Here is a 19,018-nt window from a genome sequence, read left to right as displayed (position 1 = left end):
CCACCTCAAGGCAGATCCCTGCTCGGATCCTCCCCCGCCACCTCCCGCGGCCCCACCACCCCCAGGTGGCTCTTGAGCGACTGCGGCTGCCCCGTCAGCAGCGCCGCGTAGTTCACCGTATTGGCCAGCACCTTCTTCACATAGTCGCGCGTCTCGGCAAACGGCACGTTCTCGGCCCAGATCGCCGCCTCCAGCACCGGGCCGTTGCGCCAGTTGCGCGGCCGCCCCGGCCCCGCGTTGTAGGCGGCAGCGGCCAGCGGCATGGAGCCCTGGAAATCGTCCAGCGCCAGCTTCAGGTACGCGGTGCCGATGGTGATGTTGGTCTCGGTGTCGTTGATCTGGTCGGGCGTGAAGCCCTCCAGGCCGATCTTCCTGGCCGTCCAGCGCGCCGTGGCGGGCATGACCTGCATCAGGCCCGAGGCGCCCACGCCGGAGCGCGCATCCATGATGAAGCGGCTTTCCTGGCGGATCAGGCCATAGACATAGGCCGTCTCCAGCCCGATGGAGCGGGTGCGCGCCAGCACCGCATCGCGGTAGGGCGTGGGAAAGCGCTGCGCCATGTCGATGGCCGCACGCGTGCGCTCGCTGGTGTTGATGCAGCGGTCCCACACCTGGCGCTGGCAGGCGAAGTCGGCCGCGGCCAGCAGTTCGCGCTCGGGCATGCCGCCGGGAGTGTGCAAATTGGTGGCGTAGTTCCACTCGCGCACGCCCTCGCTGCGCAGGCCCAGCAAGATGGCGTACAGGCCCCGGTTCAGGCTGGGGTTGGCGCGGGCGGCGGCCTTTTCCTCGGCCGTCAGCGGCGCGGGCGCGGGCGGCAGGGTGATGCGTGCGCCCAGCTCCTCCAGCGCCAGCTGCTCGTAAAAGCCGGTGGTGGCGGCGATGCGCTCGTACAGCTTCCTGGCGTGGGCGCGGTCCTCGTCGCCGGGGCGGTCGGACATGTACGCACGGGCGCGCCAGTAGGTCCAGGTGGCGTCCTCGCGCGCGGCGGCGCTCATGGCGTCGATGCTTTTGGCCACCAGCTTCCACTGGCCGGCGCGCAGGGCGGCGCGGGTCTTCCAGCCCAGCATGTCATCGGTCAGGTCGGCGTCGCGGCTGGCGTGGGCGAAGTAGCCCAGGGCGTCGGGGGACAGGCCCACGGCCGCCTGTTTGCCGATCAGGCCCCACAGCCAGTTGCGCTCCTCGGCCGAGAGGTGCACGCCCCATTTGCCGTCCAGCAACCGGGCGGCGCCGGCCGTGTCGGACGTGGCCATGCGGGTGAGCGCCAGCACGACCAGCTCCTGGCGCTCCTTGCCGCGCGCGGTGGCGCGGCCGGTCAAGAACTTGGACGGAGCGTCCAGCGCCTCGCGCAGCTGCGCCAGCGCCTCGGGCGCGACGATCTCCACCGCCCGGCGCACGGCGCGCGGGCGGTTGGCCTCGGCCGCCAGGCGCGCCTTGCGCCACACGTCGATGGGCTTGATGCGCCCGGCGGCCAGCAGTTCGGCGGCGGCGTAGGCGCAGCCGTCGTCGGCATCGCGCTGCGCATACCAGTTGCCCAGCAGCTGCTCGCCAGCGTCGGCCGGGGCGCGGCCCTTCAGGTGCTCGACGGTGAGGGCATAGCAGCGCACCTCGCGGTCGTCGCCCATGCGAAAGCGCGGGTGGTGCTCGGCAAAGCGCTCCCAGTCGCGCCGCTGGCCCAAGAGCAGCAGCCAGTCGTTGCGCAGGCGGTCTTCCTGGTAGCTGCCGGCCCAGCGCTGCAAGAATGCGTCCACCTCGGGCGGCTGGGCTTCATCGAGCCGCGCGCGCAGCTCCCAGTAGGCGGCCCAGGGCTCCAGCGCGTGGCCGCGCGCGGCGGGCAGCAGCTGCGCCAGGCGCAGCTTGTCGCCCTTGCGAAAGGCCTTTTGCATCTCCAGCACCGCCTCGTCGCCCGACTGGGCAGCTGCGCCCTGCTGCGCCTGCGCTGCAGCGCCGCTGCCCAGGGCTGCTGCCACCAGCAGCGGTGTCAAAATCTCCAACCACTTTTTCATCGACAACACACTCCGGCCCGATACCGCCCCCGCCAGGGGGACAATGCGCCTGGAAAAGGCCTGGGCCTTCACCAAGCTGTTCCGCCCGATCAAGGGCATGGATAGAAACATCCGGGAAATTATGTGATGGACAAAGCAGCCCTGCGCCGCGCACTGGTGAATGAGCGCCTGCAACTCCCCGACCGCATGGCCCGTGCCGAGCAGCTGCAGCGCGTGCTGCGCATCTGGCTGGTGGACAAGCCGCACACAGTGATCGGCGCCTACTGGCCCATCAAGGGCGAGTTCGACCCCCTGCCCGCACTGCACCGCTGGAAGGAAGACGGCGAGCTGCTGGACGAGCCGCTGCGCCGGCGCATCGGCCTGCCGGTGGTGGACAAGGTGCACAAGACGCTCACCTTCCACGCCTGGTACCCCGGCTGCCCGATGGAGGAAGACGCCTACGGCATCCCCAAGCCCAAGGACACCGAGGCGCTGGCGCCCACGCTGCTGTTTGTGCCCTGCGTGGGCTATGGGCCAGGAGGCTACCGGCTGGGCTATGGCGGCGGCTTTTACGACCGCACCCTGGCCACGCTGCAGCCGCGCCCGGCCACCGTGGGGCTGGGCTACACGGCGGGCTACCTGGACGAGTTCGAGCCCGAGCCGCACGACCTGCCGCTGGATGCCATCCTGAACGACAACGGGGTCGTCTGGCCGGTCTAGAAAGCAGCCCCCTGCGGCGCTTCGCGGCGCCGGCTGTCCTGGCCTGCTGCCCGGTCTTTTGATTGGAAAAGCAGCTTTTCAACATACCGAAGGGACTTTCGATGCTCCAGCTTTATATCGGCAACAAGAACTATTCGTCCTGGTCCATGCGGCCGTGGGTGCTGCTGCGCCAGGCGGGCATTCCGTTCGAGGAAGTGCCGGTGCGCTTCGACAGCTTCGACGCCGGCTCGCAGTTCAAACGCCAGCTGCAGGGCGTGACGCCCACGGGCAAGGTGCCGGTGCTGGTCGATGGCGACCTGACCGTGTGGGACACGCTGGCCATCGCCGAGTACGTGGCCGAGAAATTCCCCGACCGCCAGCTGTGGCCGCAGGACATGGCGACGCGCGCCCGCGCCCGCAGCGTGGTGGCCGAGATGCACAGCGGCTTTGCCCAGCTGCGCAGCTACTGCCCGATGAACATCGAAGCCCACCTGCCCGAGGTGGGCGCCCTGGGCTGGCGCGACCGCCCCGGCCTGCGCGCCGACGTGCAGCGCCTGGTGGAGATGTGGGGCGAGCTGCTGGCGCGCCATGGCGGGCCGCTGCTGTTCGGTGCGCAGTTCACCGTTGCCGACGCCTTCTTCGCCCCGGTGTGCATGCGCCTGAAGACCTACGCCCTGCCGGTGCCTGCAGAGATCGGCGCCTACGTCGAGCGCGTGTGCGCCCTGCCGGGCGTGCAGGCCTGGATCGACGGCGCGCGGGCCGAGGCCGACTTTCGCGAGTTCGAAGAGCCCTACCGGCTGCGGCGCGATTGACCGGGCCCATGCAGATTTACCTCGTCGGCGGCGCCGTGCGCGATCAGCTGCTGGGCCTGCCCGCGGGCGACCGCGACTGGGTCGTCGTGGGCGCCACGCCCGAGGACATGGCCGCGCGCCGCTATTTGCCCGTGGGGCGCGACTTCCCCGTCTTCCTGCACCCCGAGACGCGCGAGGAATATGCCCTGGCGCGCACCGAACGCAAGAGCGGACGCGGCTACCGGGGCTTTACCGTGCAGGCCTCGCCCGACGTGACGCTGGAAGAAGACCTGGCGCGGCGCGACCTCACTATCAATGCAATAGCTGCTCCCGCAGACTGGACGGGCGTTGGAGCCGTTTTTGACCCCTATCACGGCGTGGCCGACCTGCGCGCCGGCGTGCTGCGCCACGTCACGCAAGCCTTCCGCGAGGACCCGGTGCGCATCCTGCGCGTGGCCCGCTTTGCCGCGCGCTTTGCCGACTTCTCCGTCGCGCCCGAAACGATGGCGCTGATGCGCGAGATGGTGGACGGCGGCGAGGCCGACCACCTGGTGCCCGAGCGCGTCTGGCAGGAGCTCTCGCGCGGCCTGATGGAAGCCGCGCCATCGCGCATGTTCGAGGTGCTGCGCGCGTGCGGCGCACTGGCCGTGCTGCTGCCAGAGGTCGAGCGCCTGTGGGGCGTGCCCCAGCGCGCCGAATACCACCCCGAGGTGGACACCGGCGTGCACCTGATGATGGTGCTGGACATGGCCGCCCGCCTGCAGGCGCCGCTGGCCGTGCGCTTTGCCTGCCTGACGCACGACCTGGGCAAAGGCACCACGCCCCGGGACGTGCTGCCGCGCCACATCGGCCACGAGCAGCGCAGCGCCAAGCTGCTCAAGGGCGTGTGCGAGCGCCTGCGCGTGCCCACCGAGTGCCGAGAGACGGCCGACGTCGTGGCGCGCGAGCACGGCAACATCCACAGAAGCGGCGAGCTGGGCGCCGCGGCCCTGCTGCGATTGCTGGAGCGCTGCGACGCGCTGCGCAAGCCCCGGCGCTTCGCTGACGTGCTGCTGGCCTGCGAATGCGACGCGCGCGGGCGCGGCGGCCTGCAGGAGCAGCCCTACCCGCAGCGCCCGCACCTGGCCGCAGCGCTGGAGCAGGCCCTGGCCGTGTCCACCGCCGAGGTGGCCGCGCAGGCCGCCGAACGCGGCGCCACCGGCCCGCAGGTGGGCGAGTGGATCCGCCGCGCGCGCGAGCAGGCCCTGGCGCGCTGGCTGGCAGCCGAGGCAAGTGCGGGCCCGTCAGAGGTTTGACTGCACCCAGCGCACGATCTCGGCAGCCGGCAGCGCGCCCGAGATGCGTGCCGCCTCCTGGCCGCCCTTGAAGACGATCATGGTGGGGATGCTGCGGATGCCGTAGCGCCCGGCCACCTGCGGCTGGGCCTCGGTGTCCAGCTTGGCCAGGCGCGCCTGCGGCTCCAGCTGCCGCGCGGCCTGGGCGAAGGCCGGCGCCATCTGCCGGCACGGTCCGCACCAGGGCGCCCAGAAATCCACCACGACAGGGATCTGGCTGCGGCCCACGTGCTTGTCGAAGCTGGCCGCATCCAGCGCCAGGGGCTCGCCGGCGAACAGCGGCTGGTGGCAGCTGCCGCAGTCTGGCTGCGCCGCCAGCTGCGCGGCCTGCACGCGGTTGGTGGTGTGGCAGTGCGGGCAGACCACGTGCAGGGCGGAGGAGGGGGAGGCGTTGGTGGAGGGCATGGCAGCGCGGCAAAAGTGAGGTGGCTTGCAACTGCGGTCCGCGCCGGGCTTTTCAACCGGGCCGGGCGTGGGCCCGCGGCTTCAACCCGGCGTCCAGGGCGCCGGCCGCGCGCACAGACAAGCCCATGGGTGCCTCGCCTACATAGCGGGCGAATGCGATCTGTTACGGTCCCCGGCGATGCTGTTCCCACCACCCCTCACACGGCGCCACGCGCTGTTTCTCGACTTTGACGGCACGCTGGCCGACCTGGCCCCGCAGCCCGATGCCGTCCGCCTTGCCCCCGGCCTGGCGCAGGACCTGCATGCCCTGCACCACGCGCTGGGCGGGGCGCTGGCCATCGTCACCGGCCGCACCCTGGCCGACATGGACGGCTTTCTGGGCGCACTCGAGCTGCCCCTGGCCTGCGAGCACGGCGCGCAGTTGCGCCTGTCCGCGGCAAGCGGCTGTAGCGCACCCCCGCTGGAGCTGGGCCCCTTGCTGCAAACGCTGGACGCCCTGGCGGCCAGCCACCCGGGCCTGCTGGTGGAGCGCAAGCGCGCCGGCGCCGCCCTGCACTATCGCCAGGCGCCGCACCTGCAGCAGCTGTGCCACGACACGTTGGCCCGGGCCGTGGCCGCGCTGCCCGGCGCCGAGCTGCTGGCCGGCAAGTATGTGTACGAGATCAAGCCCGCTGGCGCCGGCAAGGGCCGGGCCATTGCCCATCTGATGCAGCAGCCGCCCTTTGCCGGCCGGGTGCCGCTGTTCGTGGGTGACGATGTGACGGACGAGGACGGCTTCGCCGCCGTGCAGGCCCTGGGCGGCACGGGCCTGAAGGTGGGCGCCGGCGAGACGGCGGCGCGCACGCGCATCCCCTCGCCCGCGGCGGTGCGCGACTGGCTGCACGGCGCGGCGCAGGCGCTGGCCACCGATGCCTGCGAGGCCACGCCATGACGGCGACGGCAGACGGAGAGAACGCCCCGCACGCGCCGGGCACGGCCACGCCCTCGCTGGCGCTGGGCATGATCGGCAACTGCACCATCAGCGCGCTGGTGGACGCGCGCGGGGCCATCGTCTGGGCCTGCATGCCGCGCTTTGACGGCGACCCGGTGTTCAACGCCCTCATCCACCCCGGCGCGGACGCCGGGCGCTTTGCCATCGAGCTGGAGAACTTTGCCGCCAGCGAGCAGTGGTACGAGCCCAATACCGCCGTGCTGCACACGCGCATGACCGACACCGCCGGCAACTGCCTGGAGGTGACGGACTTTTGCCCGCGTTTTCATTCGCGCTCGCGCTTTTTCCGGCCGGTGTCGCTGGTGCGGCGGCTGCGCGTGGTGCAGGGCTCGCCGCGCATCCGCGTACACCTGAACGTGCGCTACGACTGGGGTGAGACCACGCCCACGCTGACCCGCGGCAGCCACCACATCCGCTACGTGGGCGGCGCCCTGACGCTGCGCCTGACCACCGATGCGCCCGTGCCCTACGTGCTCTCGGGTGAGCCGTTCATCGTCTCGCGCGAGCACAACTTCATCCTGGGCGCGGACGAAACCTTGACCGAGGGCATCGCCGACACCGCCCGCTACTGGGAGCAGGAGACCGTCAGCTACTGGAAGCACTGGACCATGCGGCTGCACCTGCCGCTGCAGTGGCAGGAGGCCGTGATCCGCGCTGCCATCACGCTGAAGATGAGCCTGTTCGAGGACACGGGCGCCATCGTCGCGGCCATGACCACCAGCATCCCCGAGTCGGCCAACAGCGGGCGCAACTGGGACTACCGCTACTGCTGGCTGCGCGACGCCTTCTTCGTGGTGCGTGCGCTCAACAGCCTGTCCGAAGTGGGCACCATGGAGGACTACCTGCGCTGGCTGGGCAACATCGTGGTCAAGGCCGGCGAGGGTCACATCCAGCCCTTGTATGGCATCGGGCTGGAGCACGAGCTGCCCGAGTCCTTCGTGCCGGGCATGCAGGGCTACCGCGGCATGGGCCCGGTGCGCGTGGGCAACCAGGCGGCCGAGCACTTCCAGCACGACGTGTACGGCAACATCATCCTGGGCTCGGCCCAGGCCTTTCACGACCGGCGCCTGCTGCAGCCCTCGGGCGCGGCGGAGTTCGCCCGGCTCGAGCGCATCGGCGAGCTGGCGGTGCAGGTCTATGGCACGCCTGACGCCGGCATGTGGGAGCTGCGCACACGCGCGCGCATCCACACCTCGTCGGCGCTGATGAGCTGGGCGGCGTGCGACCGGCTGGCAAAAATAGCCCACGCGCTGCAGCTGCCCGAGCGCGCCGCGTACTGGGGCGATCACGCGCAGCGCATGCAGCAAGAGATCCTGGCGCGCTCGTGGAACGCCGAGCGCGGCGTGTTCGCCGAGAGCTTTGGCGGGCGCGAGCTGGACGCCAGCGTGCTGCTGATGGCCGAGGTGGGCCTGGTCGATGCGCGCGACGAGCGCTTCATCCGCACGCTGGACGTGATGGAAGAGGTGCTGTGCGACGGCCCCTTCATGCGCCGCTACGAGGCGGCCGACGACTTCGGCAAGCCCGAGACGTCCTTCAACATCTGCACGTTCTGGCGCATCGACGCGCTGGCGCGCGTGGGCCGCAAGGACCAGGCCCGCGAGATCTTCGAAGCCATGCTGGCCGTGCGCAACCCGCTGGGCCTGCTGGCCGAGGACACGCACGCCGGCACGGGCGAGATGTGGGGCAACTTTCCGCAGACCTATTCGATGGTGGGCCTGATCAATGCCGCCATGCGCCTGTCCGCTCCTTGGGACAGCGTCATATAGAGACACCCCCCTGAGCGGCTTGCGCCGCTTCCCCCCTCTTTGTCTCACGCTGCGCGTGAGGAGGGGGGACACCGCCAGTGTGGCGGGGCGGCCTTTGCACGGCGGTCCGCGCCTGGCGGGCGCGATTGCTGGCCTTGCGGTTGATGCGCACCGAAAAGCGGGCATCACATGCGCACGCAGTACGACGAACAATACTTAGGAGGATGTGTATGAGCCGACTTGTAGTCGTTTCCAACCGCCTGGCCGATCCGCGCAGGCCGGCTGCGGGTGGGCTGGCCGTGGCCCTGGGCGACACCCTGAACCGCACGGGCGGGCTGTGGTTCGGCTGGAGCGGCACGGTAACGCCGGACGGGGAGCCGGGCGAGGGCCGGCTGCAGACGCGCCAGGCCGGGCGCGTGACGCTGGCCACCGTGGACTTGGCCGCCGAGGACTTTGCCAGCTACTACCAGGGCTACTCCAACAGCGTGCTGTGGCCGGTGTTCCACTACCGGCTGGACCTGGCGGACTTTCGCACCGACTACGTCGAGGGCTACCGCCGGGTGAACCGCCTGTTCGCGCGCAAGCTGCTGCCGCTGCTGCACGACGATGACGTGATCTGGGTGCACGACTACCACCTGATCCCCCTGGCCGCCGAACTGCGTGCGCTGGGCTGCCGTCAGCGCATCGGCTTTTTCCTGCACATCCCCGTGCCGCCGCCGCTGATCCTGGCCGCACTGCCGCAGCATGAATGGCTGATGCGTTCGCTGTTTGCCTACGACCTGGTGGGCCTGCAAAGCCAGGCCGACGTGGCCCACGTGCGCCGCTACATGCTGAACGAGGCCGGCGCCGAGGAGCGGGGCGAGGGGCGCTTTGCCGCGCAAGGCCGCGAGGTGCGCGTGGGCGCCTTTCCCATCGGCATCGACGTGCAGGAGTTCGAGCGCCTGGGCCGCGCGCCCGACGCCGTGCAGACCTACGAGGCCATGCGCCAGGAGTATTCGCGCCGCCAGCTGCTGCTGGGCATCGACCGGCTGGACTATTCCAAGGGCATCCCGCAGCGCGTGCGCGCCTTTCGCGAGCTGCTGGAGCGCTATCCTGAAAACGAGCACAGCGCCACGCTGGTCATGATCGCCTCGCCCTCGCGCGACGACGTGCATGCCTACTCCGACCTGCGCCAGGAGCTGGAGGGCCTGTGCGGCGCCATCAACGGCGATTTCGGCGACCTGGACTGGATGCCGCTGCGCTACATCCACCGCACGGTGGCCCGCAGGCGCGTGCCCGGGCTGTGCCGCGCGGCGCGCGTGGGCCTGGTCACGCCGCTGCGCGACGGCATGAACCTGGTGGCCAAGGAATACGTGGTGGCGCAGGACGCGCAGGACCCGGGCGTGCTGGTGCTGTCGCGCTTTGCCGGCGCGGCCGAGCAGCTCAAGGAAGCGCTGCTGGTCAACCCCTACGACACCCAGGGCATGGCCGAGGCGATTCAGACGGCCCTGCGCATGCCCTTGGCCGAGCGCCAGCAGCGCCACGCCCAGCTGATGGAGCGCATCCGCCAGCACGATGTGCACTGGTGGCGCCGCAGCTTCCTGGGGGCGCTGGGCGTGCAGGACGAGGTGCTGACCGCACCGCGTGCGGCGCGGACGCAGGCTGGCGCGCGTTAGGGCGTGCCGGCGGCGCGCTCCTGCAGCAGCGCCAGGGCCGCATAGTCGCCCACCTGCGCGCCCAGGCCGGCAGGCACCAGTTCGGCGCCTCGCGTCAGCAGGGGAAAGTAGCGCTGCAGCTGCTCGCGCAGCAGCGGCAGCAGCAGCGCCTGGTGGTGCAAGAAGACGGCCCCGCCCAGGCTGATGCGCGCCAGGTCCAGCGTAGCCACCAGGTTGTAGAGCAGCCGCCCCATCAGCACGCACAGGCCGCGCACCTGCTCCAGCGCCTGCGCATCGCCCTGCTGGGCGGCGGCCAGCAGCGGCGGCGCCTCCATGCCCAGCCGGGCGGCCAGCGAGCCGCCGCCCACCAGCGACTCCACGTCGCCCCGGTTGCCGCAGCCGCACAGCGGGGCGCTGCCGGCCACGTCGCCCACGAAGGTATGGCCCGCATGGCCGGCGTTGCCGTTGCGCCCGGCAAGCACGCGGCCGTCCACGCACAGGCCCACGCCCACGCCGGTGCTCCAGGTCACGTAGGCGCAGTCGTCCACCCCGGCCAGCGCGCCCCAGCGGCGCTCGGCCTCCAGGGCGGCGACGGCGTCGTTGGCGATGTGCAGCGGCGTGCCGCCCAGTGCCCGGGCCAGCGGGGCCTGCAGCGGCACCTGCACCCAGTCGTTGTCCTGGCGCCCATCGGCCGCGCCGGCCAGGCCGCCGCAGATGTTGGGGTTGGCCACCTCGATCTGGCCGCTGCGCTTGGCGAACGGGCCGCAGCTGGAGACGCCCACGCCGGCCAGCTGCGTGCGCGCCACCTGCTGGCGGGCGCAGGCCTCGTCCAGCAGCGCCAGCGCCTGGCGCGCCAGGGCGTCTTCGCTGCCCGTCCTGGCGGTGGGCTGGTGTACACGTGTGAGGATCTGCGGCGCCGCGCCGGCGCCGCCCGGGCGGGCCAGGCACACGGCCACCTTGGTGCCGCCGATGTCGATGCCGGCCAGCAGGCCGGCGGATGGGGGAAAAACGGGGGTTTGGGCCATGGCGCCATCATGCGGCGCGCCGGCCGGCGGCGCTGTCAGCCAACGGCATCAACGCCTGTTGCTACTCTTTTGATAGCTGCCGGCGCTTGATCAGCAAGGGCCGAGGGCCAAAAACACCTCAAACCTTCAAAGCCATTTCACGGCCAGCGCCAGCAGGGCGCTGAGCACCACCGTGCTGGCCAGCGGCACCGACCATTCGCGCCCGAACAGGCGGAAGTGGAAGTCTCCCGGCAGCCGGCCCAGCCCCAGGCGGCGCAGCCACGGGGCCAGGCCCTCGATCAGCACCAGGGCCAGGAAGACGACGATGAGCCAGCGCACCATGCGGCCAGTGTAGAGCCCAAGATCGTTCGGTCTCTGCGCGAGCTGGGCGCACGGCGGGCTGCGGCTTAGCGCACGGCCAGGCGGTCCTGACCGGCCAGGCGGAAGGCGTCCACCGTCTGCACCAGCACTTGGGCTTGCTGGTTCAGGCTGCTGGCGGCGGCGGCCATCTGCTCGACCAGCGCGGCGTTGTGCTGGGTAGCCTGGTCCATCTGCGTGATGGCCTCGCCCACCTGGCTGACGCCGGCGCTTTGCTCGCGGCTGGCGGCGCTGATCTCCCCCACGATGTCCGTTACCCGGCGGATGCTGCCCACCACCTCCTGCATGGTGGTGCCGGCGCGGTCCACCAGCAGCGCGCCCTGCTCGGCGCGCTGCACGCTGTCGGTGATCAGGCCCTTGATCTCCCGGGCCGCAGAGGCAGAGCGCTGCGCCAGGGTGCGCACCTCGCCAGCCACCACGGCAAAGCCCCGGCCCTGCTCGCCGGCGCGCGCCGCTTCCACGGCCGCATTCAGCGCCAGGATGTTGGTCTGGAAGGCGATGGAGTCGATGACGCCGAGGATGTCCTGGATGCGCTGCGAGGCGGTGTTGATCTCGCGCATGGTGTTGACCACCTCGCCCACGACCTGGCCGCCCTGCGCCGCGACGGCGCTGGCATTCACGGCGAGCTGGTTGGCCTGCTGCGCGTTGTCGGCGTTTTGGCCCACGGTGGCGGTCATCTGCTCCATGGAGGCGGCCGTCTGCTGCAGCGCGCTGGCCTGGCTTTCGGTGCGCGCCGACAGGTCCTGGTTGCCCTGGGCGATCTCGCTGCTGGCGGTGGCCACGCCCTCGGCGTTGCGGCGCACGTCGGTGACGATGCGCGCCACGCTGTCGCGCATGGCCTGCACGCCGTGCAGCACGCTGTCGCTGTGGCGCACGGCAGGGATCTCCACGCCCAGGTTGCCCTGGGCGATCTGGTGCGCGATGGCGTTGAGCGTGCCGGGCTCGGCGCCCAGCTGGCGCAGGATGCTGCGGCTGATGAGCCAGCTGGCGCCCAGCAGCAGCAGCAACAGCGCCAGGGTCACGCCCGCCGCCTGCAGCAGCCGCTCGACGAACACGGCCTGCACGTTGTCCAGGTACACGCCCGAGCCGATCACCCAGCCCCAGGGCGCGAACCCCTTGACGTAGGAGACCTTGGGCACCGGCTTGTCGTGGCCCGGCTTGGGCCACAGGTAGTCCACGTAGCCTTCGCCACCGGCTTTCACGGCGTTGACGAACTCCACGAAGATCCGCTTGCCGTTGGGGTCCTTGCGCTCGCTCTGGTCCTTGCCCTCCATGTCGCGCACGATGGGGTGCATGAGCACCCGGGTCTGCATGTCGTTGACCCAGAAGTACTCATTGCCGCTGTAGCGCAGTGTGCCCAGGGCCGCCAGGGCGCGCTGCTGGGCAACGGCCTCTTCCAGCAGCCCCTCCTTGGCCAGGCCGTGGTAGTAGGCCACGATGCCGTGGGCGGCGTTCACCACCGCACTCACGCTGGCTGAGCGCTCGCGCATCAGCATGCTGCGCTCGCTCACCAGCAAGGTGGCCAGCAGGGCCGCCACCATCACCAGCACCAGCACCAGCACCAGCGTCAGCCGCCGCACGATGGTCAAGCGATGGAGAAACTGCATGAAACCCCCTGTGTCATTATGTAATTGACACCATCTTGCCAGCGGCGGCACGCGCCCTGGTCAGGGAATTCATCCACGACCGTGCGCCACCGGGCGCCTCGCCGGCAGGCCTGCAGCCTCCTACAGCCGGTGCGTGCGGTCGCCCTGGGCAAAGCCCAGGGGCTGCCAGGTGGCATCGGCCGTGCCCAGGGCCAGCACCTTGAACAGCTCGCCCATTTCGTGCTCCATGATCAATTTGGCCGCCTGCGCCCGTCCCGCCTGCGGCAGCAGCTCCAGTTTTTGTAGCAAGCCGCAGTTGATCAGGAAGTGCCCCTGGGTGGTGTAGCCCAGCACCTGCAGGCCGGCATCCTGCGCCGCCAGGGCCGCGCCGGTGAAGTTGACGTGGGCGGTGATGTCCTTGTCGCCCACGTCGGCCAGCGGGTCGGAGTCCACCTGGTGCGCGCGGTGGCACACCAGCGTGCCCATGTGGCGCTGCGGGTGGTAGTACTCGGCTTCGGGAAAGCCGTAGTCGATGAGAAAGGCCGCGCCGCGCGCCAGGTGCGCGGCCAGGGTGCGCACGAAGCCCTCGGCCTGGGAGTGGATCTCGGTCAGGTAGTCGTGCTCGCCTTCCACCTCCAGCGGCGGGCGCAGATCGGTGGGACGGTCGGCCCAGGCAAAGCTGCCGTCCTCGGCCAGGGCCACGCCGCGCTCGTGCCACACGCCTGCGCTGCGCTGCAGCAGCTGCACGGGCATGGCGTCCAGCACCTCGTTGCCCACCACCACGCCCTCGATGGCCGCGGGCAGCCGGTCGGCCCAGACGACGCGCTCGCCCCAGGGCGCCAGGCGCTCGCGCTGGCGCGCGCGCAGGCTGCCCGACAGGTCCACGATGGTGTAGCGGCGCACCTGTTCGCCCAGCTCGCCCAGCAGCTGCGCGGCCAGGGCGCCGCTGCCGGCGCCGAACTCCCAGACTTCGTGCGTGCCCGTGGCCTGCAGCGCCTGGCCCACCTGGCGCGCCAGCAGCTGGCCGAAGACCGGCGACAGCTCGGGCGCGGTGACGAAGTCGCTGCCGCTGTGCGGCATGGTGCCGAACTTGGGGCTCTCGCGGGCGTAGTAGCCCAGGCCCGGCGCGTACAGCGCCAGCTGCATGAAGCGGTCAAAGCCCAGCCAGCCGCCGGCGCCCTCAATGGCGCGGGCGATGAGCGCGTGCAGGGGGCTCGGTAAACTCGGGCGCTCGGCCTCAGCAGTGTTCGTCTGTTTCACGCGCCGGATTGTCGCGCCAATGCCCCCCACCCCATCCCCTCGTCCCCGCACCGTGCTGGTGACCGGCGCCGCCCGGCGCCTGGGCCGCGCCATTGCCCTGGAGCTGGCGGGCGCGGGCTGGCAGGTCGCCGTGCACTACCGGTCTTCCCACGACGACGCTATTAAAACAGTAGCTGCCTGCGCAGCCCTGGCGGGCGCTAGCGCCCCTTTTGGTGCAGATTTTGAGGACGAAGCGGCGGTGCGCGCCCTGCTGCCGCGCGTGGTGGCGCACTTTGGCGCCGTGGACGCAGTGGTCAACAGCGCCTCGCTGTTCGAGCACGACGGCGTGGACAGCTTCGGCTACGCCCTGGCCGGGCGGCACCTGCGCAGCAACGTGGCCGCGCCCATCGTGCTGGCGCAGGCGCTGCACGCGCACCTGCAGGGGCGCGCCGCCGGCGGCGAAGAGGGCGTGCAGGGCGCGGTGGTCAACCTGCTGGACCAGAAACTCTGGAACCAGAACCCCGATTTCGTCAGCTACACCCTGTCCAAGGCCGCGCTGGAGGCCGCCGGCACCATGCTGGCGCTGGCGCTGGCCCCGCGCGTGCGGGTGGTCGGCGTGGCCCCGGGGCTGACGCTGACCAGCCACATGCTGAGCGACGAGCGCTTTGCGGCGCTGCACGCCCTGAGCCCGCTGGGCCGCTCGTCCACGCCCGAGGACGTGGCGGGCGCCGTGCGCTTTGCGCTGGACAACCGCTCGATCACCGGCACCACGCTGCTGGTCGATGGCGGCCAGCACCTGATGCGCTTTCCGCGCGACTTTTCCCTGATGTGAGCCTTTGCGCTCCTCGCACCATGCACCACGCCGCCGGCACCCAGATCCTCACGCTCACCGGGCTGCGCTTCGATGCCAACCTGGGCATCCTGTCGCACGAGAAGGCGGCGCCCCAGCCCATCCAGGTGGATGCCGAGCTGAACCTGGGCACCCAGCCCCTGGCGCCGCCCGACGACGACATCCTGCACGTGCTGGACTACCGCAAGGTGCGCCAGATCATCATCGACGAGTGCCAGTCGGGGCATGTGAACCTGCTGGAAAGCCTGATCGGCAAGGTCAGTGCGCGCCTGATGCAGCTGCCCGGCGTGCTGGGCGTGCGCGTGAAGATCGCCAAGCTGGAGATCTTCGACGACTGCGAGGTCGCCATTCGCGTGGAGAGCGGCCAGTGGTAAGCCGCGGGTGACTCAGGGCGGCAGCGGCCCACCTGCGCGCTGCTGCAGGAATTCCCCGAGCTGGGCCACCGGCAGCGGGCGGCTGAACAGATAGCCCTGGTAGAGGCGGCAGCCCCACTGCTGCAGGGCGTCGCGGTGGGCCTCGGTCTCCACGCCCTCGGCGATCACCTCCAGGCCCAGGCTCTCGCCCAGGGCGATCACGGTGCGGGCGATGGCCGCGTCGTTGTGGTCGTCCAGGATGTCGCGCACGAAGCCCTGGTCGATCTTGAGCTGCTGCAGCGGCAGCCGCTTCAAGTAGGCCAGCGACGAAAAGCCGGTGCCGAAGTCGTCCAGCGAAAAGCGCAGCCCCAGCGCGCGCAGCGCCTTCATGCGCGCGATGACGGAGTCGATCTCATACATCATCAGGCTCTCGGTCAGCTCGAACTTCAGCCGCGCTGCCGGCGCGCCGGTCTGCGCCAGCACCTCCTGCACCTGCTCGACAAAGGCTTCCTGCTGGAACTGCACGGCGCTCACGTTCACGGCCATGTCCAGGTGGCTGCAGCCAGGCACGTGCGCCCAGCGCGCCAGCTGGCTGCAGGCGGCGTGCAGTATCCAGCGGCCCAGCGGCGCGATCAGGCCGGTCTTTTCCGCCAGCGGGATGAACTCGGCCGGCGAGACCATGCCGTGCCCCTGCAAGTGCCAGCGCACCAGCGCCTCCACGCCCACCACGGCGCCGTGCTGGTCCAGCTGGGGCTGGTAGTGCAGCGCGAAGGCGTGCTGCTGCAGCGCCTCGGCCAGGCTGCGCTGCAGCCGGGCGCGGCTGCTGACCTGGTCCTGCATCTGTGCCTCGAACAACAGCACCGCCCCCGGCCCCGACGCCTTGGCCTGGTTCAGGGCCAGCGCCGCGCGGCGCAGCAGCTCGCGCGGCTCCTGGCGGCTCTCACCCAGCACCACGATACCCACGCCCACGCTGATGCTGTGCGTCGTGCCCTCCACCTCCAGCGGCTGGCCCAGCAGCGCGCCCAGACGGTGCGCCAGCGCCTCGGCAGCGTGGGCGGCCGCGCCCCGGGGTGCCGGCAGGTCGGGCAGCAGCACCAGAAATTCGTCGCCCCCCAGCCGCGCCAGCGAGCCCTGGCCGGCCAGCCCGGCGCCCATGCGCTGCGCCACCTGGCGCAGCAGCTGGTCGCCGTGGTCGCGGCCCAGGCTGTCGTTGATGGTCTTGAAGTCGTCCACATCCACGCACAGCAGCGCGGCCAGGCGCCGCGCCTGCAGGCAGTGCGCCTGCACCTCGCCCAGCTGCTGCAGGAACTGCTGCACGTTGGGCAGGCCGGTCAGCAGGTCGGTGGAGGTCAGCTGGTGGATGTGCGCGCGGGCGGCGCGGTGCGCCGTCACGTCGTGGGCCACCCACAGCATGCACGGCTCGCCCGCCACGTCCAGCAGACTGGCGCTGAGCTGCACCGTGACGGGCGTGCCGTCGCGCCGATACAGCTGCTGCTCGATGCCGACGGCCATGCCCTCGCTGAGCACCTGCTGCACGAACTGCGCGCGCACGGCCGTGTCGCTCGCATGCCAGATGCCCAGCTCCAGCCCCGAACGGCCCAGCACCTGCTCGCGCGGCCAGCCGAAGAGACGCTCAAAGCCGGCATTCACGTCCACATGCACGCCATCGGACACGCGGGTGATGTCCAGCGCGTCCGGACTGATCTGAAAGGCCGCCTGGTAGCGCTGCCGGCTTTCGCCCAGGGCGCGCTGGCGCTGGTCCAGCTCGGCCAGCAGGTGGTTGCAGCCGCGCACCAGCTGCGCCAGCTCGCGCATGGGCTGCGGCGCCAGGGGCTGCAGCGGCGCGCCGTCCTCGGCCATGGCGGCCAGGCGGTGGCCCATCTGCTGCAGCGGCGCCAGGGCGCGGCGCAGCATCCACCACAACCCGCCAGCGGCCAGCAGCGTGAGCCCCAGCGCCGCCAGCACGATGCGCTGGCGCACTTCGTCCAGGGGCGCCAGCAGCGGCGCCAGCGGCTGCGAGACCACCACCAGCCAGGGCACGGCCGTCAGGTGGTGCACCGAGGCCAGCCGGGCCTGCTCGGGCTGCGGGTGGATGACGCTGCCGTCGCCGCCGGCCAGCAGGCGGTCCAGCACGGCGTCCTGTCCGGCGGCCGGCAGCGCCTGCAGCACGCGCTGCTCGGCACTGGCGGCGACGACGGTGCGGGTGCGCCGGTCGATGACCAGGTAGTCGCTGGCCACCTGGCCCTCGGCCGCGGGCAGCGGCTGCAGCAGGCCCGCATCGCGCAGCCTGACCACGCCGGCCAGCACGCCCGCCGGCGCGCCGCCCGGCCCCGGCACCGGGGTGGCGATGACCACGATGGGCATGTTCGCCGCCAGCCCGGGCATGGGGTCGCCAATCACGGTCTGTCCGGCCAGTGCCTCGCGGATGAAGCGGCTGGCCGCATAGCCGCGCCGCTGCGGGCCCAGCTGCAGCGGATGCGAGGCCATGGCCATTCCCTGGGCATCCGTCACGTAGAAGCCGCCGCCGAACATCTGCTGCAGCACCGTCAAGCGCGGCAGCAGGGCCTGCAGGGTGGAGGCGTGGTCCTGCACCGGCACCGGCAGACCACGTGCGACACCTTGCAGGGCGCTGGCGCGCTCGTGCAGGGTGCGCTCGAGCTCGCGGCCCAGCAGCAGCGCCACCGACTGCTGCTGCGCCTGCAGCTGCTCGCGCATGTCCTGGCGCAACTGGCGGTCGGCATACCAGGCGAGCGACCACATGCCGGCCAGCAGGAAGACCAGTACCAGCGCGGCGATGCGGGTGGTCAGCGAGTGCGGCAGCAGCTGGCGCATCGGCAGGGTCCGGTTGCGTGTTTCAGGATGCAACGACGTTACCACGCACCCGCGGGCCGCGGCAATGCACCACACGACACGAAAACCCTGCAATGCACCGGCGGGCCGCCATTGCGGGGAAAATCCCGGTCTCTGACGGCCCTTTGCCGGCCGCCCTCTTTTGCCGATCTTCACCGTCCGCCATGAACGCCGCAACCGAATCGCCCTGGCTCGCCGAAGCCCCCGCCCCCCTTGAAGCCGCCCCCGCCGGCGGACCCGCCCGGCCCAAGATCGAGCGCGAGGCGCACAAGCTGGAAAAGCGCCTGTGCCGCGAAGTCGGCCGCGCCGTCATGGACTTCAACATGATCGAGGAAGGCGACCGGGTGATGGTTTGCATGTCCGGCGGCAAGGACAGCTACACGCTGCTGGACATCCTGCGCAAGCTGCAAAAGCGCGCGCCGGTGCAGTTCTCCATCGTGGCCGTCAACCTGGACCAGAAGCAGCCCGGCTTTCCCGAGCACGTGCTGCCCGACTACTTCAAGAGCATCGGCGTGGACTTCCACATCGAGAACCAGGACACCTACAGCGTGGTCAAGCGCGTGGTGCCCGAGGGCAAGACCACCTGCAGCCTGTGCTCGCGCCTGCGCCGTGCCATCCTGTACCGGGTGGCCGATCAGCTGGGCGCGACAAAGATTGCCCTGGGCCACCACCGCGACGACATCGTCGCCACGCTGATGCTCAACCTGTTCTACGGCGGGCGCATGAAGGGCATGCCGCCGAAGCTGGTCAGCGACGACGGCAAGCATGTGGTGATCCGCCCGCTGTGCTACGTGCCCGAGAAGGACACGGCGCGCTGGGCCCAGTACCAGCAGTTCCCCATCATCCCGTGCAACCTGTGCGGCAGCCAGGACGGCCTGCAGCGCGTCGTGGTGAACGAGATGCTGCGCGAGTGGGACAAGAAGTTTCCCGGCCGCATCGAGAGCATGCTGCGCGCCATGGGCCACGTGGTGACCACGCACATGATGGATCCGCGCCTGCACGACTTTCGAAATGCCAAGGCCACGGGCGTGGCCAGCCCGGATGGCGACATGGCCTTCGACCATGAAGAATTCCCCGCTGCCCCCGGCCTGCCCGGCCTGCAGGTGGTGCAGCTGGGTTGACCGCTTGCGGCGCGCACACGCTGGCGGCGCCCCGTCCGGCGCCATGCCGCCGCCTC

General features: G+C 71.0%; 16 protein-coding genes. 9 read left to right on the top strand and 7 right to left on the bottom strand.

The genetic code is table 11. From position 1 onward, the window contains the following. Positions 1-5: 5 nt before the first annotated feature. Positions 6-2,003 (bottom strand): lytic transglycosylase domain-containing protein, encoded by a 1,998-nt coding sequence (locus C7H73_RS03560; RefSeq protein ID WP_106845391.1) that lies wholly within the window; start codon positions 2,001-2,003, stop codon positions 6-8. A gap of 126 nt (positions 2,004-2,129) precedes the next feature. Between C7H73_RS03560 and C7H73_RS03555 the strand changes: the two genes are divergently transcribed. From C7H73_RS03555 to C7H73_RS03545, 3 genes are all read left to right on the top strand, one after another. Beyond that, positions 2,130-2,702 (top strand): 5-formyltetrahydrofolate cyclo-ligase, encoded by a 573-nt coding sequence (locus C7H73_RS03555; protein ID WP_106845390.1) that lies wholly within the window; start codon positions 2,130-2,132, stop codon positions 2,700-2,702. Between the two features lie 101 nt (positions 2,703-2,803). Beyond that, positions 2,804-3,493: a glutathione S-transferase family protein gene (locus C7H73_RS03550; protein ID WP_106845389.1), complete on the top strand. Its 690-nt coding sequence runs from the start codon at positions 2,804-2,806 to the stop codon at positions 3,491-3,493. Positions 3,494-3,501: 8 nt separating this feature from the next. Next, a complete protein-coding gene (locus tag C7H73_RS03545; protein WP_106847515.1) occupies positions 3,502-4,767 on the top strand; it encodes a multifunctional CCA addition/repair protein in 1,266 nt (421 codons plus the stop codon). Here the strand turns inward: C7H73_RS03545 and trxC are convergent. Next, the gene (trxC, locus tag C7H73_RS03540) at positions 4,756-5,211 is read right to left on the bottom strand and encodes a thioredoxin TrxC (RefSeq protein WP_106845388.1); all 456 of its coding nucleotides are present in this window, start codon (positions 5,209-5,211) and stop codon (positions 4,756-4,758) included. The genes C7H73_RS03545 and trxC overlap by 12 nt on opposite strands. A 178-nt stretch (positions 5,212-5,389) precedes the next feature. On the opposite strand from trxC, the gene otsB reads away from it, so the two are divergent. The 3 genes from otsB to otsA all read left to right on the top strand — a co-directional run bounded on the left by otsB (position 5,390) and on the right by otsA (position 9,602). Further along, positions 5,390-6,142 (top strand): trehalose-phosphatase, encoded by a 753-nt coding sequence (gene otsB, locus C7H73_RS03535; RefSeq protein ID WP_106845387.1) that lies wholly within the window; start codon positions 5,390-5,392, stop codon positions 6,140-6,142. Beyond that, positions 6,139-7,968: a glycoside hydrolase family 15 protein gene (locus tag C7H73_RS03530; RefSeq protein WP_106845386.1), complete on the top strand. Its 1,830-nt coding sequence runs from the start codon at positions 6,139-6,141 to the stop codon at positions 7,966-7,968. Before otsB ends, C7H73_RS03530 begins: the two co-directional genes overlap by 4 nt. Before the next feature lie 209 nt (positions 7,969-8,177). Then, the gene (otsA, locus tag C7H73_RS03525; RefSeq protein ID WP_106845385.1) at positions 8,178-9,602 is read left to right on the top strand and encodes an alpha,alpha-trehalose-phosphate synthase (UDP-forming); all 1,425 of its coding nucleotides are present in this window, start codon (positions 8,178-8,180) and stop codon (positions 9,600-9,602) included. Here the strand turns inward: otsA and C7H73_RS03520 are convergent. The 4 genes from C7H73_RS03520 to C7H73_RS03505 all read right to left on the bottom strand — a co-directional run bounded on the left by C7H73_RS03520 (position 9,599) and on the right by C7H73_RS03505 (position 13,695). Then, positions 9,599-10,606, bottom strand: a complete 1,008-nt coding sequence (locus C7H73_RS03520; protein WP_405124779.1) for an ROK family protein — start codon at positions 10,604-10,606, stop codon at positions 9,599-9,601. The two genes, otsA and C7H73_RS03520, sit on opposite strands and share 4 nt — an antisense overlap. A gap of 126 nt (positions 10,607-10,732) precedes the next feature. Beyond that, entirely contained in the window at positions 10,733-10,927 is a 195-nt protein-coding gene (locus tag C7H73_RS03515) for a DUF2905 domain-containing protein (protein WP_106845384.1), read from the bottom strand. A gap of 65 nt (positions 10,928-10,992) precedes the next feature. After that, positions 10,993-12,570, bottom strand: coding sequence for a methyl-accepting chemotaxis protein (locus tag C7H73_RS03510; RefSeq protein WP_106845383.1), 1,578 nt, complete (start codon positions 12,568-12,570; stop codon positions 10,993-10,995). 120 nt (positions 12,571-12,690) lie between these two features. Further along, positions 12,691-13,695: a class I SAM-dependent methyltransferase gene (locus C7H73_RS03505; RefSeq protein WP_227001437.1), complete on the bottom strand. Its 1,005-nt coding sequence runs from the start codon at positions 13,693-13,695 to the stop codon at positions 12,691-12,693. Between the two features lie 133 nt (positions 13,696-13,828). Here C7H73_RS03505 and C7H73_RS03500 point away from each other — a divergent pair, with 133 nt between their 5' ends. After that, positions 13,829-14,620 carry an SDR family oxidoreductase gene (locus C7H73_RS03500; RefSeq protein WP_106847513.1) on the top strand — a complete coding sequence of 264 codons (792 nt, stop codon included), beginning with the start codon at positions 13,829-13,831 and terminating at the stop codon, positions 14,618-14,620. Between the two features lie 20 nt (positions 14,621-14,640). Next, the gene (locus C7H73_RS03495; protein WP_106845381.1) at positions 14,641-15,012 is read left to right on the top strand and encodes a dihydroneopterin aldolase; all 372 of its coding nucleotides are present in this window, start codon (positions 14,641-14,643) and stop codon (positions 15,010-15,012) included. Between the two features lie 12 nt (positions 15,013-15,024). Here C7H73_RS03495 and C7H73_RS03490 read toward each other — a convergent pair whose 3' ends face one another. Next, positions 15,025-17,823, bottom strand: coding sequence for a bifunctional diguanylate cyclase/phosphodiesterase (locus C7H73_RS03490; RefSeq protein ID WP_106845380.1), 2,799 nt, complete (start codon positions 17,821-17,823; stop codon positions 15,025-15,027). Between the two features lie 182 nt (positions 17,824-18,005). On the opposite strand from C7H73_RS03490, the gene ttcA reads away from it, so the two are divergent. Beyond that, positions 18,006-18,962, top strand: coding sequence for a tRNA 2-thiocytidine(32) synthetase TtcA (gene ttcA / locus C7H73_RS03485; RefSeq protein WP_106845379.1), 957 nt, complete (start codon positions 18,006-18,008; stop codon positions 18,960-18,962). Positions 18,963-19,018: the final 56 nt, after the last annotated feature.

This window comes from Pulveribacter suum, assembly GCF_003013695.1.
Lineage (GTDB): Bacteria > Pseudomonadota > Gammaproteobacteria > Burkholderiales > Burkholderiaceae_C > Melaminivora > Melaminivora suum.
Note: the sequence above shows the minus strand (reverse complement) of the source record. Positions and strands in the feature narration are given on the sequence as shown.

Bases quoted from the DNA above. Each gene is read 5' to 3' on its own strand.
- C7H73_RS03560 (WP_106845391.1), bottom strand. From the start codon at position 2,003: ATGAAAAAGTGGTTGGAGATTTTGACACCGCTGCTGGTGGCAGCAGCC.
- C7H73_RS03555 (WP_106845390.1), top strand. From the start codon at position 2,130: ATGGACAAAGCAGCCCTGCGCCGCGCACTGGTGAATGAGCGCCTGCAA.
- C7H73_RS03550 (WP_106845389.1), top strand. From the start codon at position 2,804: ATGCTCCAGCTTTATATCGGCAACAAGAACTATTCGTCCTGGTCCATG.
- C7H73_RS03545 (WP_106847515.1), top strand. From the start codon at position 3,502: ATGCAGATTTACCTCGTCGGCGGCGCCGTGCGCGATCAGCTGCTGGGC.
- trxC (WP_106845388.1), bottom strand. From the start codon at position 5,211: ATGCCCTCCACCAACGCCTCCCCCTCCTCCGCCCTGCACGTGGTCTGC.
- otsB (WP_106845387.1), top strand. From the start codon at position 5,390: ATGCTGTTCCCACCACCCCTCACACGGCGCCACGCGCTGTTTCTCGAC.
- C7H73_RS03530 (WP_106845386.1), top strand. From the start codon at position 6,139: ATGACGGCGACGGCAGACGGAGAGAACGCCCCGCACGCGCCGGGCACG.
- otsA (WP_106845385.1), top strand. From the start codon at position 8,178: ATGAGCCGACTTGTAGTCGTTTCCAACCGCCTGGCCGATCCGCGCAGG.
- C7H73_RS03520 (WP_405124779.1), bottom strand. From the start codon at position 10,606: ATGGCCCAAACCCCCGTTTTTCCCCCATCCGCCGGCCTGCTGGCCGGC.
- C7H73_RS03515 (WP_106845384.1), bottom strand. From the start codon at position 10,927: ATGGTGCGCTGGCTCATCGTCGTCTTCCTGGCCCTGGTGCTGATCGAG.
- C7H73_RS03510 (WP_106845383.1), bottom strand. From the start codon at position 12,570: ATGCAGTTTCTCCATCGCTTGACCATCGTGCGGCGGCTGACGCTGGTG.
- C7H73_RS03505 (WP_227001437.1), bottom strand. From the start codon at position 13,695: ATGCAGCTGGCGCTGTACGCGCCGGGCCTGGGCTACTACGCCCGCGAG.
- C7H73_RS03500 (WP_106847513.1), top strand. From the start codon at position 13,829: ATGCCCCCCACCCCATCCCCTCGTCCCCGCACCGTGCTGGTGACCGGC.
- C7H73_RS03495 (WP_106845381.1), top strand. From the start codon at position 14,641: ATGCACCACGCCGCCGGCACCCAGATCCTCACGCTCACCGGGCTGCGC.
- C7H73_RS03490 (WP_106845380.1), bottom strand. From the start codon at position 17,823: ATGCGCCAGCTGCTGCCGCACTCGCTGACCACCCGCATCGCCGCGCTG.
- ttcA (WP_106845379.1), top strand. From the start codon at position 18,006: ATGAACGCCGCAACCGAATCGCCCTGGCTCGCCGAAGCCCCCGCCCCC.